At 72.3% G+C, this 16,924-nt stretch carries 16 protein-coding genes; 6 read left to right on the plus strand and 10 right to left on the minus strand.

From position 1 onward, the window contains the following. Positions 1-65: 65 nt before the first annotated feature. The gene (locus tag CG747_RS27305) at positions 66-977 is read left to right on the plus strand and encodes a D-alanyl-D-alanine carboxypeptidase family protein (protein WP_180985725.1); all 912 of its coding nucleotides are present in this window, start codon (positions 66-68) and stop codon (positions 975-977) included. 147 nt (positions 978-1,124) lie between these two features. Here CG747_RS27305 and CG747_RS27310 read toward each other — a convergent pair whose 3' ends face one another. The 4 genes from CG747_RS27310 to CG747_RS27325 all read right to left on the minus strand — a co-directional run bounded on the left by CG747_RS27310 (position 1,125) and on the right by CG747_RS27325 (position 5,787). Further along, on the minus strand, positions 1,125-1,826 hold the full coding sequence (locus tag CG747_RS27310; protein WP_100604554.1) for a demethylmenaquinone methyltransferase: 702 nt from the start codon (positions 1,824-1,826) through the stop codon (positions 1,125-1,127). A 308-nt stretch (positions 1,827-2,134) separates the two neighbouring features. Next, positions 2,135-2,719, minus strand: coding sequence for a hypothetical protein (locus CG747_RS27315; protein ID WP_100604487.1), 585 nt, complete (start codon positions 2,717-2,719; stop codon positions 2,135-2,137). A gap of 33 nt (positions 2,720-2,752) precedes the next feature. Beyond that, positions 2,753-3,952, minus strand: coding sequence for a cyclic dehypoxanthinyl futalosine synthase (mqnC, locus tag CG747_RS27320; RefSeq protein WP_100604488.1), 1,200 nt, complete (start codon positions 3,950-3,952; stop codon positions 2,753-2,755). 119 nt (positions 3,953-4,071) lie between these two features. Further along, positions 4,072-5,787: a serine/threonine-protein kinase gene (locus CG747_RS27325; protein WP_100604489.1), complete on the minus strand. Its 1,716-nt coding sequence runs from the start codon at positions 5,785-5,787 to the stop codon at positions 4,072-4,074. Positions 5,788-5,949: 162 nt separating this feature from the next. Here CG747_RS27325 and CG747_RS27330 point away from each other — a divergent pair, with 162 nt between their 5' ends. Further along, entirely contained in the window at positions 5,950-7,116 is a 1,167-nt protein-coding gene (locus tag CG747_RS27330; RefSeq protein ID WP_100604490.1) for an esterase family protein, read from the plus strand. A gap of 70 nt (positions 7,117-7,186) precedes the next feature. Here CG747_RS27330 and CG747_RS27335 read toward each other — a convergent pair whose 3' ends face one another. Then, positions 7,187-8,092 (minus strand): menaquinone biosynthetic enzyme MqnA/MqnD family protein, encoded by a 906-nt coding sequence (locus CG747_RS27335; RefSeq protein WP_100604491.1) that lies wholly within the window; start codon positions 8,090-8,092, stop codon positions 7,187-7,189. A gap of 250 nt (positions 8,093-8,342) precedes the next feature. Here CG747_RS27335 and CG747_RS27340 point away from each other — a divergent pair, with 250 nt between their 5' ends. From CG747_RS27340 to CG747_RS27345, 3 genes are all read left to right on the plus strand, one after another. After that, on the plus strand, positions 8,343-8,546 hold the full coding sequence (locus CG747_RS27340) for a cold-shock protein (RefSeq protein ID WP_100604492.1): 204 nt from the start codon (positions 8,343-8,345) through the stop codon (positions 8,544-8,546). Positions 8,547-9,203: 657 nt separating this feature from the next. After that, on the plus strand, positions 9,204-9,341 hold the full coding sequence (locus tag CG747_RS48240; protein ID WP_180985727.1) for a hypothetical protein: 138 nt from the start codon (positions 9,204-9,206) through the stop codon (positions 9,339-9,341). Positions 9,342-9,353: 12 nt separating this feature from the next. Then, positions 9,354-9,665, plus strand: a complete 312-nt coding sequence (locus CG747_RS27345; protein ID WP_100604493.1) for a hypothetical protein — start codon at positions 9,354-9,356, stop codon at positions 9,663-9,665. Between the two features lie 189 nt (positions 9,666-9,854). On the opposite strand, the gene CG747_RS27350 is transcribed toward CG747_RS27345, so the two are convergent. Next, complete coding sequence (locus CG747_RS27350) at positions 9,855-11,876, minus strand: long-chain fatty acid--CoA ligase (RefSeq protein WP_374701819.1); 2,022 nt, start codon at positions 11,874-11,876, stop codon at positions 9,855-9,857. A gap of 416 nt (positions 11,877-12,292) precedes the next feature. Beyond that, positions 12,293-12,973 (minus strand): TetR/AcrR family transcriptional regulator, encoded by a 681-nt coding sequence (locus CG747_RS27355; protein ID WP_257980774.1) that lies wholly within the window; start codon positions 12,971-12,973, stop codon positions 12,293-12,295. 158 nt (positions 12,974-13,131) lie between these two features. Here CG747_RS27355 and CG747_RS27360 point away from each other — a divergent pair, with 158 nt between their 5' ends. Further along, complete coding sequence (locus tag CG747_RS27360; RefSeq protein ID WP_100604494.1) at positions 13,132-14,049, plus strand: alpha/beta fold hydrolase; 918 nt, start codon at positions 13,132-13,134, stop codon at positions 14,047-14,049. 120 nt (positions 14,050-14,169) lie between these two features. Here CG747_RS27360 and CG747_RS27365 read toward each other — a convergent pair whose 3' ends face one another. The 3 genes from CG747_RS27365 to CG747_RS27375 all read right to left on the minus strand — a co-directional run bounded on the left by CG747_RS27365 (position 14,170) and on the right by CG747_RS27375 (position 16,881). Continuing rightward, positions 14,170-15,540 (minus strand): dicarboxylate/amino acid:cation symporter, encoded by a 1,371-nt coding sequence (locus CG747_RS27365; protein ID WP_100604495.1) that lies wholly within the window; start codon positions 15,538-15,540, stop codon positions 14,170-14,172. 433 nt (positions 15,541-15,973) lie between these two features. Continuing rightward, positions 15,974-16,261 (minus strand): DUF4229 domain-containing protein, encoded by a 288-nt coding sequence (locus CG747_RS27370; protein WP_100604557.1) that lies wholly within the window; start codon positions 16,259-16,261, stop codon positions 15,974-15,976. Between the two features lie 95 nt (positions 16,262-16,356). After that, positions 16,357-16,881, minus strand: a complete 525-nt coding sequence (locus CG747_RS27375) for a GNAT family N-acetyltransferase (protein WP_100604496.1) — start codon at positions 16,879-16,881, stop codon at positions 16,357-16,359. Positions 16,882-16,924: the final 43 nt, after the last annotated feature.

A 16,924-nucleotide genomic window follows, 5' to 3' on the forward strand; every position in this document is an offset into this window, starting at 1 on the left:
CGAGTGTCTGACCAGAGAGCGGCACTCTCATGTGACCGCACTGCAGGGGCATTTGGAGCATCCACTTGAAAATCGGCATCAAAGGCATCAGGCGCATCAAGGGCATGCGGCGCGCATCCGCGGTGGCCGTCACCACCGGAGCCGTCCTGACCGCCGGGGCGTTCGGCTCCCAGGCGCAGGCCGCGACCCTCCCCACGCCCAGCATCAGCGCCGCCGGCGGCTTCGTGATGAACAACGGCACCGGCTCGACGCTCTTCGCCAAGGCCGCGGACACCCGCCGGTCCACCGGCTCCACCACCAAGATCATGACGGCCCGGGTGGTGCTGGCCCAGAAGAACCTCGACCTGGATTCCAAGGTCACGGTCCAGAAGGCGTACAGCGACTACATCGTCAACAACAACTGGGCCTCGTCGGCCCATCTGATCGTCGGCGACAAGGTGACGGTCCGCCAGCTGCTGTACGGGCTGATGCTCCCGTCCGGCTGCGACGCCGCCTACGCGCTGGCCGACAAGTTCGGCACCGGCTCGACCCGGGACGCCCGGGTGAAGTCGTTCATCGGCCAGATGAACACCACCGCCAAGAGCCTGGGCATGAAGAACAGCCACTTCGACTCGTTCGACGGCATAGGGCGTGGCACGAACTACTCGACGCCGCGCGACCTGACCAAGCTCGCCTCGAACGCGATGAAGTTCTCCACGTTCCGCACGGTCGTGGGCACCAAGTCCACCAAGCAGAAGGTCACGACGAAGAGCGGCGGCTACCGCTACATGTCGTGGACCAACACCAACAACCTGCTCGGCAGCTACCAGGGCACCATCGGTGTGAAGACCGGCTCGGGCCCGGAGGCCAAGTACTGCCTGGTCTTCGCCGCCACCCGCGGCGGCAAGACCGTCATCGGCGCGGTCCTGGCCTCCTCGTCCCTGGACAACCGCACCGCGGACGCCAAGAAGCTGATGGACTACGCGTTCAAGAAGTAGCCGGCGACGGCGGCAGCCCGGGAAGCCGCAGCGCGCCCCGGGGCCGCCGCACTCCGGTCGAAGAAGCCGCCCCCGGCCGTGGGAACACGGTCGGGGGCGGCTTCTTCGCGCGTCGGCGTGCGCCGGCGCCGGGCTCCGGCTCCCGGCTCAGCCCTCGGCCGGCTTGGTGCCCCGGTGCAGCGCCACGATCCCACCGGTCAGGTTGCGCCAGGCGACCCCGGTCCAGCCCGCGCCCTGGAGCCGGGCGGCCAGCTCGGGCTGGTTGGGCCAGGTGCGGATGGACTCCGCGAGGTAGACGTACGCGTCCGGGTTGCTGCTGACCGCACGGGCCACCGGCGGCAGCGCCCGCATCAGGTACTCGGTGTAGACGGTCCGGAACGGCGCCCAGGTCGGCTCGCTGAACTCGCAGATCACCACCCGCCCACCGGGCTTGGTGACGCGGTACAGCTCGGCCAGCGCGGCATCGGTGTCCTGGATGTTGCGCAGTCCGAAGGAGATGGTGACGGCGTCGAACACCCCGTCCGCGAACGGCAGCCGGGTCCCGTCCCCCGCCGCGAACGGCAACCACGGGTGGCGCTTCTTGCCCTCCCGCAGCATTCCCACCGAGAAGTCGCACGGCACGACGTACGCCCCGGTCCGCGCGAACGGCAGCGAGGAGGTGCCGGTCCCGGCCGCGAGGTCGAGTACCCGCTCGGCGGGCCGCGCGGCCACCGCACGCTCCACCTCCTTGCGCCAGAGCCGCGCCTGGCCCAGGGAGAGCACGTCGTTGGTGAGGTCGTACCGTGCCGCCACGTCGTCGAACATCGCGGCGACTTCGTGCGGCTGCTTGTCCAGGGATGCTCGGGTCACCCGGCCATTGTCCACCGTGCGGAACCGGCCCCCGGCACCGGGCGGCCCGACGGGCCCGCGGCGCGGCGGGGCCGGGCGGCGCGGTTGGTCGGGGACGGCCGTCATGCCCCCCTCTGACATTCCGGGCGGTCGAGCGGTGCGTGGCGCATCGTGAGCGGCCGGGCGACGGCCGTCCCCGCGATCAAGATCCTGCCGGGCTGAATCACCCGCTCCGCTTCCGTTGACACCGCCCTGACGTGCGGGCGGCGGGCCCTGACGGGTTCTTGACGGGGACCCGCCGGCGACCGGGAGCGGGACGCGGCCGCAGGTCAGCGGCGGCGGTGGACGAGACGGCCGGCGAGGACGGTGGCCAGGCAGGTGCCGTCCGGGGCGAAGACGGCGAAGTCGGCCGGGGCGCCGGGGGCGAGGACGGTGACCGGGTGGGGCGGGCCCCCGGGGGCCGCGGTCCGGCCCGCGGTCTGCCGGAGGCCGGACCGCTGCACCGCCGTGCGGACCGCGGGGCGGGTGAACGGGCCGGCCAGCGTGGTGGTGCCGGCGGCCAGCAGGCGCTGGAGGCCGCGCCGGGCACTGGCGCCCCAGCGGGTCTCGCTCATGGGGAGGGCGGCCAGCGCCGCGCCGGTCAGCGGTTCGGTGCCGAGTTCGGCGGCCTCGCGCGGATCGGGGTGGTAGGCGCCCTCCAGCAGCGCCGTGCCGTCCGGTTCGTGGCGGCCCGGGGTCAGCGTCCCGTCCCACTCCCGGACCCGGACCCCCGTGCCGTACGCCGCCAGCAGTTCCTCGTACGGGCCGACGGCGGCCAGCCGGTCGCCGTCGACGACGACCGCGTATCCGGGGAGCGGCTCGGCGTCCTCGGTGGAGCCGAGCCGGACGGCCCGTGCCTTGTGGAGCGTCAGCATCCGTTCGACCGCTGCTCGGTGGCGTTCCGGTGGTCAGTTGGCGTCGATGAGCTTCAGTTCCGGGTGGGCGGTGCCGCCCTCGATGGCCGTCGAGGAGAGGTGCGAGACGACCCGGTCGTCGACCGGGTCGTCGGCCGGGTCGACGTGCACGACGAGGTGCTCGTAGGTCGTCGCGCGCTGCGCCGGGACGCGGCCCGCCTTGCGGATCAGGTCGATGATCTCCTGGCGGTTGGAGCGGTGCTTGGCACCGGCCGAGGAGACCACGTTCTCCTCCAGCATGATCGAGCCGAGGTCGTCCGCGCCGTAGTGCAGCGACAGCTGGCCGACCTCCTTGCCGGTGGTCAGCCACGAGCCCTGGATGTGGGCGACGTTGTCGAGGAAGATCCGGGCGATGGCGATCATGCGCAGGTACTCGAAGAGGGTGGCCTGCGTCTGGCCCTTCAGGTGGTTGTTCTCCGGCTGGTAGGTGTACGGGATGAAGGCGCGGAAGCCGCCCGTACGGTCCTGGACGTCGCGGATCATCCGGAGGTGCTCGATGCGCTCGGCGTTGGTCTCGCCGGTGCCCATCAGCATCGTGGAGGTGGACTCGACGCCCAGCTTGTGCGCCGCCTCCATGATCTCCAGCCAGCGCTCGCCGGACTCCTTCAGCGGGGCGATGGCCTTGCGGGGGCGGGCCGGGAGGAGTTCGGCACCGGCGCCGGCGAAGGAGTCCAGGCCCGCGGCGTGGATCCGGGAGATCGCCTCCTCGACGGAGACCTTGGAGATCCGCGCCATGTGCTCGACCTCGGAGGCGCCGAGGGAGTGGATGACCAGCTGCGGGAACGCCTTCTTGATGGCGGAGAAGTGCTCTTCGTAGTACTCGACGCCGTAGTCCGGGTGGTGGCCGCCCTGGAACATGATCTGGGTGCCGCCCAGTTCGACGGTCTCCGCGCAGCGCCGCAGGATGTCGTCGAGGTCGCGGGTCCAGCCCTTGGCGGTGTCCTTGGGCGCGGCGTAGAAGGCGCAGAACTTGCAGGCCGTCACACAGACGTTGGTGTAGTTGATGTTGCGCTCGATGATGTACGTCGCGATGTGCTCCGTACCGGCGTAACGGCGGCGGCGGACGGCGTCGGCGGCCTGGCCCAGTGCGTGCAGCGGCGCGGAGCGGTAGAGGTCGAGCGCCTCCTCCGGCGTGATGCGGCCGCCCTGCGCGGCGCGGTCGAGTACGGACTGGAGGTCGGCGTTCTCGGTCACCGGGGCGTCCCTTTCGGAGGCGGACAGACAGCAAGTACTGCAGAAAAGCAGGACTGAACCAGCGTACGCCAGGGGTCCGACGGCGCGGGTGGGGGTTGGCCCGCGGGCGGAGCGGCCCGTCAGCCGCCGCTCCTCGTCAGGGTCGCCTTCGGGTTGCCGCCCCGCTTGTCGTCCGAGGAGAAGGCGAGCGCGCCGTCCTTGCCGAGGGCGTACGTGACGGTGGAGGTGTTGCCCGTGCAGCCCGGGCCCTGCCTGCCGTCGGGGCTCTCCCGCAGGACCAGCTTGCCGCCGGCGGCCGACACCAGCTTCGCCTCGGCCCGGCAGCTCACCAGCACCACGTCGTACGTGGTCCGTACGACCACGTCGCCCGCGCCGCCGGCCTTGATGACGCTGGTCATGGTGCCGTTGGGGATCCCGTTCGCCATGGTGACGGTGCCGCGCCAGGTGCCCAGGAAGCCCTTGGGGACGCCGGTGGCGGCGGTGGGCGCCGGCCCGGCCGTCGGGGTGTGCCCGGACGGCGGTGTGGCGGTCGAGCCGCCGCCTCCCGGCCCCTTGAGCACGGCGAAGAACACCGCGGTGGTGGTGGCGACCGCCAGCGCGCCGGCCACCGAGAGCACCAGCGTGCAGCTTGTCCGCCGGGGCCGGTCCTTGCCGCCGAGCACGCCGCTGAGCGTGATCCGCCGCTCCTTGGGGACGACGGCCGGGGACACCGCGGAGCCGGTCGGCAGATCGGCGAGACGGGACGAGGACGGGGACGGGGGCGAGGACGGGGGCGGGGGTGTGGCCGCGGGCGGGGGCGTGGGCGGCGGCGGGGGCGCGGCGTACGGGGCACCGGCCACCGGCCAAGCGGACGGTGGCGCTCCGCCGCTCTGCGCCCGCGGATCGAACGGGATCAGCCCGGACACCGCCTCGAAGCCGCCCCCGCCCTCCTCCGCGTCCAGATCCAGCAGCGCCACCACCTGGCGGCTGACCTGCTCGACCAGCGGGCCCGGCAGCCAGCCCGCGCGCACCAGCCCGGCCGCGCCGCCGCCCTCCCCCGCGAGTCGTGCCGCGACCGCGCCGGGAGCGGGCCGCCGGGCGGGGTCCTTGGCCAGGCAGGCGGCCACCAGTTCGCGCAGCTCGCCGCCGAGTTCCGGACCCAGTTCGGGTTCCTCGTGCACCACCTTGTAGAGCAGCGCGGCGGACGAGTCCCCGGAGAACGGGCCGGCCCCGGTTGCCGCGAACGCCAGCACCGCCCCCAGGGAGAAGACGTCGGCGGCGCCCTCCGCGTCCTTGCCGAGGATCTGCTCGGGCGCCATGTAGCCGGGCGAGCCGACCGAGACCCCGGTGGAGGTCAGTGCGGCGGTGCCCTCCGTGGCCCGGGCGATCCCGAAGTCGATCAGCCGGGGTCCGTCGAGCGTCAGCAGCACGTTGGAGGGCTTGACGTCCCGGTGGACGAGCCCGCGCGCATGCACCGCGGTCAGCGCCTCGGCCAGTCCGGCGCCGAGGGCCCGGACGGAGTGTGCGGCGAGCGGGCCGTGGTCGGCGACCGCCCGGGCCAGGGAGGGGCCGGCGACGTAGCCGGTGGCGACCCAGGGGACGGGGGCGTCGGGGTCGGCGTCCAGGACGGGCGCGGTCCAGGCCCCGCCGACCCGCCGCGCCGAGGCGACCTCGCGCCGGAAGCGGGCCCGGAACTGTTCGTCGGCGGCGTACTGGGCGTGCACGGCCTTCACCGCGACGGTCCGCCCGCCGGCGCTGCGCCCCAGGTAGACGCGGCCCATCCCGCCCGCGCCCAGGCGGCCGAGCAGCCGGTATCCGCCCAGGGCCCGTGGGTCCTCGTCGGCCAGCGGTTCCATGGCGCCTCCCCCTCCAAGACGGCGGCCCCAGCTTATGACCCAGTTCATGGCGCGTTCCCGAAACCTCGGTCCCGCTTTCCGCATCAAACAGGGCGCAAGCCGACCATCCGCCCCGCGACTCCTTGCTCAGGGCGCGTCCATCGGGAGATCGGGAGAACGCCCATGCACCGCACCCCCGGTGACCACCCGCACGACCCGCGCCAGGAGCACCGCAGCGGGCGCCGCGGCCTGTTGAGGCACTCCCGCTTCCTCGGGCGCGGCCGTTCCGCCCGGCGTACCGGGGAGGGCCGGCCGGTCGCGCGCCTCCAGTGGCGCGCGTCCTTCCTCACCGGCCTGGTGGCCGTGGTCGGCCTCTGCGCCTATCCGACCGTCAAGTACCTGGACGTGCTGAACGACACCGGTGAGCCGATGTCGTTCAGCCGGGCGCTGCCCGACGGCGTGCCCGGCCCGGTGCGGGCGTCCGCGGCCGATCCGACCGTCCGGATGCCGACCGGCCCGCAGGCCGTGTTCCGTACCACCGCCACGCTCGGCGACGGCACGAAGATCGGCGTCACCACCCTGCACGGCAAGAAGTCCGGGTTCACCGGCAAGGTGTGGGTCTGGGCGCCCAAGGAGTACTACGAGGACCGCTACCGGAACAGCGCCTTCCCGGTCCTGATCGCCCTGCCGGGCAGTTACGGCCACCCCGCCAACTACTGGGCGGCGACCGGCCACAAGCTCCAGCAGACCGTCAGCGACCTGGCGGCCCTGGGCCGCAGCCGGCCGTTCCTCGTCGTGATGCCGGTCCTCAACCCCGACAGGCACTACTACGACGGCAGCGACATCCCGGGGCAGCCGAAGATGGGCACCTGGATGTCCGACGACGTCCCCGACCTGGTCAAGGCGAACTTCCGGACGTTCACCAGCCGCGACGGCTGGGCGTTCATGGGGTCCTCGTCCGGTGGTTTCGTCGCCCTGAAGCAGGTCCTCCAGCACCCGGACCGCTTCAAGGCGGTGATCGCCAGCGGCCCGGACATCCGCCCGGACTCGCCCCTGTGGCGCGGCCACCGGGCGGAGATGCGGGCCAACGACCCGGAGCGGCTGGCGCGGCGCCTGGCCGCCCGCCCCGGCGCCCCCGATGTGTACGTGCAGTTCCAGATCGGCACGAAGGAGGGCGGCCGGGCCAACCTGGAGCGCTTCATGGAGCGGTACGCCAAGGGGCCGGTCCATGCCCGGCTGCACGTCATCGAGGACGGCGGCCACAACGCCCGCAGCTATCTCCGCGGGATGCGGGACGCGAGCCTGGAGGCCGTCAGCCGGGTCCTCCTCGGCCCGACACCGGCGCCGTAGCCGCGCGGGGGCCCGCGGGTGCCCGGTGGGGCCGGCGGGCACCCGTCCGCCGGCCGCGCGGCGAGTCGCCCTAGCCGGCGTCGGCCCCCGCCGGCAGCAGCTCCACCTTCACGTCGGCCGGGAACCCGGTGGTCGGCCCCACCCGCCGGGCGAACTCGGTGACGCCGCGCAGCTGGTCCGGCCCGAACCGGAAGTCCAGGGTGGTGAAGTACCGCTCCAGCAGCGCCTCGTCGAAGTACTCCCAGCGGGCCGCCTGCTCGGCGACCTTGCCGACCTCCTCCAGCGAGAGGTCCCGCGAGGCCAGGAACGCCTCGTGCACCTTCTGGACCACCTGCGGCTCGCGCTCCAGGTAGTCGCGCCGGGCCGCCCAGACGGCGAAGACGAACGGGAGCCCCGTCCAGTCCTTCCACATCTGGCCCAGGTCGTGGACCTCCAGGCCGAGCTTGGGTGCGTCGTGCAGGTTGGCCCGGAGCGCCGCGTCGCCGATCAGCACCGCGGCCTCGGCCTCCTGCATCATCAGCCCGAGGTCCGGCGGGCAGGTGAAGTAGTCGGGCTGCACCCCGATCTTCTCGGCGAGCAGCAGCTGAGCCAGCCGGACGGAGGTCCGCGAGGTCGACCCGAGGGCGACCCGGGCGCCGTCCAGCTTCTCCAGCGGCTTCTGCGAGACGATCACGCAGGACATGACCGGCCCGTCGCAGCCGACCGCGAGGTCGGGGAAGGCCACGAGGTCGTCGGCGGCCCGCAGGAACTCGACGAGCGTGATCGGCGCGATGTCGAGCTCCCCGCGCACCAGCCGCTCGCTGAGCTTCTCGGGGGTGTCCTTGGTGAGGTCCAGGTCGAGGAGGGTGCCCGTACGGGCCAGGCCCCAGTAAAGGGGCAGGCAGTTCAGGAACTGGATGTGGCCCACTCGCGGCCGGCTGCGACGGTGGTCTGCGTCGGCTCCCGCGAGTGCGTCTCCAAAGGTTGAATTGTCCACATGCGGAGGCTAGACCCGGCGCTTCCGGCACCGTACGCCGGGGGCCCGGTGTGGCCTTTTCCACTCCCGGCCAAACGTGATCTTTAGCTCTTCCACCTCCGGAGCTCACCGTGCTAGGCTCAGGCCAAGTTGCAGTTTGGTTTCCCTTGCAGTACAGAGCCTGCGGAGCATGTAACCCGCGGGCTTTTGTAGTTTTCAGACTTCTTTGCAGGTTCTGGAGCAGGGCAACCCTTTGGCCCAAGGAGGGCTCATGGCTACCGGAACCGTCAAGTGGTTCAACGCTGAAAAGGGCTTCGGCTTCATCGCCCAGGACGGCGGCGGCCCGGATGTCTTCGTCCACTACTCCGCGATCAACGCCACTGGTTTCCGCTCCCTGGAGGAGAACCAGCAGGTCAGCTTCGACGTCACCCAGGGCCCGAAGGGCCCGCAGGCGGAGAACGTCACCCCGGCCTGACTCAACCGCTCCGGTCGTTCTCATCTGATCGACCAGTAGCACCCAAGGAGCCCCCCTCCGCCTTCGGGCGGAGGGGGGCTCCTGCCTTTTGTACACCCTTTCGTACACCCTGGCCGCCGCCCGCTTTCCCCGCGCGCCCGCGCGCCGGAAAATGAATACCAGGTGAATAACCCCGCGCGGCGGCCGCGCGGCCGCGCGGCGCACGGATCGCCCGCCGCCGGCGCCGCCCCCTTCCGGTCCGGCACCCGCCCCCGAAGGCCCGCCGGCGATCGCCCTCCGCCGGATACGGAATGAAGAATTCCCCGCACCGGAACGCCCGGAAATACGCATCGGCAGGAAGGCCGGGAAGAGTGGCCGGGGAGATCGGATTGTGCAATTCCGGGATTCCCGCGGCACGGGAAATCCACCCCAATTCCCACCGGAGTCCGCGCCGGGGCCGCCGCACCCACGCCCCGGCACCGGCCCTGGCCTGCGGACTCCCCGCGCCCCTCGGCCCGTCGCGCTCCTCGGCCGGAGACCGCCGCCCGAATTCGGGCGGGCCCGGAAAAACCGGACCACCGGTCGCACCGGAAGGCCGTTCCCGGTGATTGCGGTACCGGTCGATGCGATCACGGAAAGTGGTCGCATGGCCACATGACAAGTCCTACCGTGGGCAGAATGAGCGAGAGCATGCCCCCGCAGAAGCCCTGCCCGGACTGCGGTGGCGCGGGCACCGTCGAGTGGGAGACCCCCGGCGGCCACACGGTCACCACGCAGTGCTCCGGCTGCGCCGGCACCGGAACCGTCCTGGCATAGGGGAGGGAGACCATGGCGGCCTTCAGCAGAAACGGCAAGCCGGTCGGCCTGGACGCGCAGTACGTCGGCAGACTCCCGTGCGCCGTCTGCGGATTGCGGCCCATGAAGCTGCCCGGCCGGGAGGGCGGCGTGTGCATCCCCTGCTACGCCGAGGAGCGGGCGGCGGCGGGGCGGCGGGCCGCGTCGGCCGGGGCGTGGGTGGCCGCGAGTTTCGTCGGCGACCCGTGTCTGGCGTGCGGTTCGCGGTCCGTGGACGCCAACGGGTGGGCGTTCTGGTGCAACTCGTGCCAGATGCAGACGGCGGTGGCGTTGCCCCCGAGGTGAGGCCGGGGAGGCGACGGGCCTTCCGCGGCCGCGGGCGACGCGGGACCGTTCCGGGTGAGTCCGCGGCACGGCAGGGAAGACCCCGTGCCACCTCCCCCACAGAGGTGACACGGGGGTTCCAGTTTGACGCGCGGAGGGCCGTGGCTCCAGAGCCGGGCCACTCACTTTCGCAAACCCCGCCCCTCCCTTTCACTCCCTTTGGTAAAGCCGGGCAATCTCGTGGGCGAAGTCACGTGCGACGACGGCGCGGCGGAGTTTGAGGGACGGGGTGAGGTGTCCGGTCTGCTCGGTGAACTCCGCCGGGAGGACGGCGAAGCGGCGGATGGACTCGGCGCGGGAGACCAGTTCGTTGGCGTCGTCGACGGCGTGCTGGAGGTCGGCGAGGAGCCGCTCGTCGTGGACGAGTTCGGCGAGCGGTACGTCGCGTTTCCGGGTCATCTGGCGCCAGTGGGAGAGGCCGTCGGGTTCCAGGGTGATCAGCGCGGTGACGTACGGGCGGTTGTCGCCGACGACCATGCACTGGCCCACCAGGGGGTGCGCGCGGAGGCGGTCCTCCAGGGGAGCGGGGGCGACGTTCTTGCCGCCGCTGGTCACGATGATCTCTTTCTTGCGGCCGGTGAGGGTGAGGTAGCCGTCGGCGTCGAGGGCACCGAGGTCGCCGGTGGCCAGCCAGCCGTCCTGGTCGGTGGCCGGGCGGACGGCGCTGCGGGCGGCGTCCCAGTAGCCGGCGAAGACGTGGGCGCCGCGGAGGAGGACCTCGCCGTCGTCGGCGATGCGGACGGAGCTGCCGGGCAGCGGCCAGCCGACCGTGCCGATGCGCGGGCGGAGCGGTGGGGTGACGGTGCTCGCGGCGGTGGTCTCCGTCAGGCCGTAGCCCTCGAAGACCTCGATGCCGGCGCCGGAGTAGAAGGCGGCGAGGCGGTGGCCCAGCGGGGAGCCGCCGCAGATCGCGTAGCGGACCCTGCCTCCGAGGGCGGTGCGGATCCGGCGGTAGACGAGCGGGTCGTAGAGCTTGCGGGCGGCCTTGAGGGCGACGCCGGGGCCGGGCCCCGTCCCGTGCTCCCTGGCCTCGACGGCCTCTCCGTAGGCGCGGGCGACGCGGGCCGCGCGGTCGAAGGAGGTGGCCCGGCCCATCTTCTCGGCGGTGGCGCGGCCGGTGTTGAAGACCTTCTCCAGGACGTACGGGATGGCGAGGAGGAAGGTGGGCCGGAAGGCGGCGAGGTCGGCGAGGAGTTCGTCGGTCTGGAGGCTGGCGGCGTGGCCGAGGCGGACCCGGGCGCGCAGGCAGCCGATGGCGACCATGCGGCCGAAGACGTGCGAGAGGGGGAGGAACAGGAGTGTCGCGGCGGGCTCCTCGCTGACCGACGTGAAGACGGGGTGCAGGAGGGCGATGGCGTTGTCGACCTCGGCGAAGAAGTTGGCGTGGGTGAGGGCGCAGCCCTTGGGGTTGCCGGTGGTGCCGGAGGTGTAGACGAGGGTGGCCAGGACGTGGGGGGTGAGGGTGGCGCGGCGTTCTTCCACCACCTCGTCGGGAAGGTCCCGACCGGCGTCGACGAGCTGGGCGATCGCGCCGGTGCTGAGCTGCCAGAGGTGGTCGAGGGCGGGGAGCCGGCCGCGGATCTGGCTGATCAGGCGGGCCTCGTCGACGGTCTCGACGACGCAGGCGCGGGCCGTCGCGTCGTGCAGGATCCACTGCGCCTGATGGGCGGAGGAGGTGGGGTAGAGGGGGACGGTGACCAGGCCGGCGGCCCAGGCGGCGAAGTCGACGAGGGTCCACTCGTAGGTCGTCCGGGCCATGATCGCGAGCCGGTCGCCCGGGCGGAGGCCGTGCGCGATCAGACCCTTGGCGACGGCGCGGACCTCCGCGGCGAACTCGGCGGAGGTGAGGTCGCGCCAGGCGCCGTCGGGCTGCTTGCGGGAGAGGACGGTGGCGTGCGGGGCCTCGGTGGCGTTGGTGAAGGGGATGTCGCCGAGCGAGCCGGTGCGGACGGGCGGGGCGAGGGCGGGTACGGAGACCTCGCGGACGGTGCCGTCGAGCAACGTCTTGTGGGGGGAGGTGAGTTGGGGTGCGGGGGTGAGTGGGGGTGCACTGTCCTGGTTGAACACGAGCGGCTCCTCGGTGTTGCGCGCTGGTGTTGCGGGGTGCGGGTACGGGTGCGGAGGTGTTGGGGGGGAAGTGGGTGGGTGGGTGAGGTGTGCGCGGCGCCCCATATGTACGGGCGCCTGACGCGTGCGGCCGCCCGCGTATGCGGCTGTCCCGCCGTGGTCGCCGCGGGGTCGCCTGCGGGGTGGTTCGCCCCCGGCTGACGGGTGGAGGCCGGCGGAGCTGCCGCGGGATCCTTCCTCGGTGCCGGTCGGCCACGCGGGCGCGTCCCGCGGTGGGCGTGGCCGGGTGCGGGTGGCCCACCTGTGCGGCGGCGGAACGCGGCGGATGCAGCAAGGCACCGGCCCCTTTCAGCGCTGACCCGAAGGTAACCTTACTGCGCGGTAAATTTACGCCCGGTGCCGACTTCCAGCCAATGCCCTTGCAGGGCATTGGTCTGCGGCCGCGGGATTTCGACGCGCCCCGCCCCCGCCCGGGACGCGTCCGGACGGGGGCGGGGCGGGGGCAAGCGCCGTCGGTGGCGTCAGGCCGGGGTCCAGCGCTCGCCGCGCATGAGGCGGCCGAGACCGGACCAGGCGAAGTTCATCAGGGTGTCGGCGGCCTCCTCGGCCGTCGGCCGTGCGCCTTCGCCGGAGGGCCCGAAGGCCGACGCGCCGTCGGCGGTGCGGGCGTTGGCCCACTCGGCGAGCGATTCGGCGGCGCCGACGAGGGCGTGGGCCAGGCCCGCCACCTCGCGGTCGGCCAGTTCGCCGGCGCAGCCCGCCTCCTTCGCGGCGGCCGCGATCAGCCCGGTGACGAACCGGACGATCTCCGCCCGCATCGCGGCCACTTCGACCGCGAACGACTCCCCCTGGGTCCGCGCCTGCTGGTGCAGTACCGCCCAGCCGTCGGGGTGTTCGGCGGTGTGGGCGAAGAAGCCGGTCAGGCCGCTCCAGAGTTGGCGGTCGGCGGCGGCGTCCCGCTCCACGGCGGCGGTCACGGCCGCCACCAGGGCCACGGACTCGCGCCGGATGACCGCGTTGAAGAGGTCTTCCTTGGAGTTGAGGTAGAGGTAGACCAGGGGCTTGGAGACGCCGGCGAGTTCGGCGATCTCGTCCATGGAGGCCGCCCGGTACCCGCGCCGTGCGAACGTCCGCACCGCGGCGTCCATCATCTGCCGCTCCCGGACCGCCCGCGGCACCCGCTTGCTCTTGGCAGCTCCCACCCTGAAGACCCTCCATCATCCCGCCCGTTTACGGCATTTACCGCAAAGTAAGTTTACGATCTTCACCCTCCCCGCCGGCCCACTTGACGAGCGGCGGGCATGGCGAGACGATACGGTTCGTTGCGTTGATGGATATCGGGATTTCAGGAGGTCTGCGCATGTCACAGCGGGGTTCGGCGGGTGCGCCGGTGGTCGAGGAGCACTTCGTCCAGGCCGCTCCGGGGGTCCGGTTGTGGACCGAGCAGCGGGGGCCGCTCGACGCGCCCCCGCTGCTGCTGGTCATGGGCGCGCAGGCCACCGGTGTCGGCTGGCCGGAGCCGCTGGTGGACGCGCTGGCCGCGCACCACCGGGTGATCCGTTACGACCACCGGGACACCGGCCGCTCCACCTGGTCGTTCGAGGACCGGCCGTACCGGATCGCCGACCTCGCCGCCGACGTGGTCGCCGTGCTGGACGGGCTCGGTGTCGACCGCGCGCATCTCGTCGGGCTGTCGCTGGGCGGCATGCTGGCCCAGATGGTCCTCGCCGACCATCCGGACCGGCTGCTCAGCGCCACCCTGATGGGCACCGGCGCGCTCAGCACCGTCCCGTACACCCGGCCCGACGGCTCCACCGTCCCGGTGGACGAGCTGCCGGGCATCGCGCCGGAGGTGCTGGAGATGTGGGCCCGGCCGGTCGTCGACCACGGTGAAGAGGCCGAGATCGAGCGCCGGATCGCGCACTGGCGGGTGCTCGCCGGTGGGCTGCTGCCGTTCGACGCGGCGTACTACCGCGATCTGGAGCGCCGGGTCGTCGCGCACACCGGGCACTACCGCGTGGGCACCGCCCACGGGCGCGCCGACGACGGCGGGATGCTCCGCACCGAGGAGCTGGCGCGGAACACGGTGCCGACGCTGGTGGTCTGCGCCCCGGCCGAGCCGGTGTTCCCGCCGCCGCATCCGCAGCACCTCGCACAGGCGGTCGGGGGCGCGGAGCTGGTGGAGGTCCCGGGGATGGGGCATGCGCTGCCGCCGGCGGTCCACCGGCCGCTGGTGGACGCGATCCTGGCGCACACCGGGGCGGTCCGGGGGCGGTGACGGCCGCCCGCCCGGCCCGCGGCCCCGCGGGTGCACACGGCGGCGCCCCCGCGGCCTCGTACGGGCTGCGGGGGCGCTGTCGGGTGCGGCGGCGGGGCCGGACGGCCCCGGTGGGCGGCGTCAGGCCGCGGCGGTGGCCGGCTCGCGCTCGGTGACGGGCTCGGCGGCGGCGGTGTCGGCGCCGGAGTCGCCGATGCGGATGCTGGTGGCGCTGGCGTAGGCGTCGCGGTCCAGGATCTTCTCCCGGGCGGAGACCAGGATCGGGATGACGGACTGGCCGGCCACGTTGGTGGCGGTCCGCATCATGTCCAGGATCGGGTCGATGGCCATGAGCAGGCCGACGCCCTCCAGGGGGAGGCCCAGCGTGGACAGGGTCAGGGTCAGCATGACCGTGGCGCCGGTGAGGCCGGCGGTGGCGGCGGAGCCGATGACCGAGACGAAGGCGATCAGGACGTAGTCGGCGATGCTCAGGTGGACGTTGAAGATCTGCGCGATGAAGATCGCGGCGATCGCCGGGTAGATCGAGGCGCAGCCGTCCATCTTGGTCGTCGAGCCGAACGGCACCGCGAAGGAGGCGTACTCCTTCGGCACACCGAGGCGCTCGGTGACCTTCTGGGTGACCGGCATGGTGCCGACCGAGGAGCGGGAGACGAAGGCCAGCTGGATGGCGGGCCAGGCACCGCGGAAGAACTGGAGCGGGTTGACCTTGGCGACGGTCGAGAGCAGCAGCGGGTAGACGACGAAGAGGACCAGCGCGCAGCCGACGTAGATGTCGACGGTGAAGGTCGCGTACTTGCCGATGAGGTTCCAGCCGTAGGTGGCGATGGCGTGGCCGATGAGGCCGACGGTGCCGATCGGGGCCAGGCGGATGACCCACCACAGGGCCTTCTGGAGCAGTTCCAGGACGGCGCGGCTGAGCTTGAGGACCGGTTCGGCCTTGTCGCCGAGCTGGAGCGCGGCGATGCCGGCGACGGCCGCGATGAAGACGATCTGCAGGACGTTGAGCTCGGTGAACGGCGTGATGACGTCGGTGGGGACGATGCCGGTGAGGAAGTCGATCCAGGAGCCGGTGTGCTGGGGGAGCTTGCCGTCCTTGGGGGTCAGCCCGGTGCCCGCGCCGGGGTGCGTCAGCAGGCCGATGGCCAGGCCGATCGCGACCGCGATGAGCGAGGTGACCATGAACCACAGCAGGGTGCGGGTGGCCAGTCGCGCGGCGTTGTTGACCTGCCGCAGGTTGGTGATCGAGACCAGGATCGCGAAGAAGACCAGGGGGGCGACGGCCAGCTTCAGCAGCTGGACGAAGAGGTCGCCGATGTGCTCCAGGGTGGAGCCGAGCCAGCCGACGTCACCGCTCTTGGCGACCCAGCCGAGCACCACGCCGAGGACGAGGCCGGCCAGGATCTGCACCCAGAACGGGATCTTGGGTATTCGGGAGGTCTTCGGGGTCTGGGGCGCCTCGGCGGGCGCGGGGGTCTGGGCAGACGTGGACAACGGACACACTCCGGGAACGGGAAGGCGTGGAGACGCGAGGCGTCGGGAACGGCATGACGTGGCGCCAGGAGGTCCGTGCGTAGAGACAGGATCTCCGGCCGCTGGGGAACGGGTCAGCGGCGGCAACAGGCCGCGGACATACAGCGGCAAAGATCGACGTGCAGGCGCACCACGAGCGGGACGCTCATGGGATTCGCGGGCGCGGCTGCGGTCTTCATGACAAGCACGTTAACACTTGAACTTTGAGGAACCCAAAGAAAATCTTTGAGTCGTGATGAGGGTGGACGGGACGGGGCAATATCGGCGGGACCGCGCAAAACGGCGCCCGGTGTGCGGAGTTGGGACTCCGCGCACCGGGCGCCGGACGGGGGTGGGGAACGGACGGCGCGCCGACGTGACGCGTCTTACAGTCCGGAGGGAGCGGGGGTCGGGCCTACAGCCCGTCCTCCATGCGCTGGTTGGCCGCGAGGCGCTCCTTCTGGCGGTCCACCTTGGCCACGATCTGCTCGGACATCGCGTCCCGCTGCTTGCGCAGCAGCACGAAGCTGAGCGGCGCGGAGATCACGATGGCGAGGAGGAGCATCCAGACGAGGTTGGAGTTGCCGACGCCGATCGGGATGATCTGGAAGTACGCCAGCACCCACACGACGGCGAAGCTGGCGGCGAACAGGCCGATGCGAAGGGCGGTGTAGCGGAGCGTCGCGAACTGGGGGCTACTCACGGTCGGGACCTTCTTCTCAACGGCAACCGAAAGGGTCTCCGTCCAGTCAAGCACAGGACGCTGGGCGATCTTCCGGGCCCCCGCCCGAGGGCGGTTCAGGCCAGGTCCAGCCACATCGTGACGTCGTCCCGGAAGTCGCCGTCGGCGAGCTTGATCGCGCGGGGAGCACGGCCGATCTCCTGGTAGCCGCAGGCTTCGTAGAAGCGGGACAGACCGGTGCCGCCGCGGCAGGTGAGGCGCAGTCCGATGATGCCGTCGATGCCGCGGGCGGCGTCGGCGACCGCGGCCATCAGGGCGCGGCCGACGCCCCGGCCCTGGAGGGCGGGGCGGACCATCACGGTGTAGACCCACAGCCAGTGGGTGGACATCCCGTGCCAGTTGAAGGTGAGGAACGCGGTGGCCGCGACCCGGCCGCCGCCGTCCCGGCCGACGAGCAGCCGCTCGCGGCCGTCGGCCATCGCCGCGAGGTGGCGGACGAGGCCGGCGCGGGTGTCCTTCGGGGCCACCGGCGGAACGAAACCGACCGCGCCGCCCGCGTTGGCGACCTCCGCCCACAACGCGCAGATCCCGTCGCGGACCTCCGGGGTGACGGCCGGGTCCAGCTCGAAGCGCACGCTCATGGAGCGGGACCCTACCGGGGCCCCGCGGGGCCCCGGGACATGA

The sequence above is a fragment of the Streptomyces sp. CB02959 genome, from assembly GCF_002803155.1.
Classification (GTDB): Bacteria; Actinomycetota; Actinomycetes; order Streptomycetales; family Streptomycetaceae; genus Streptomyces.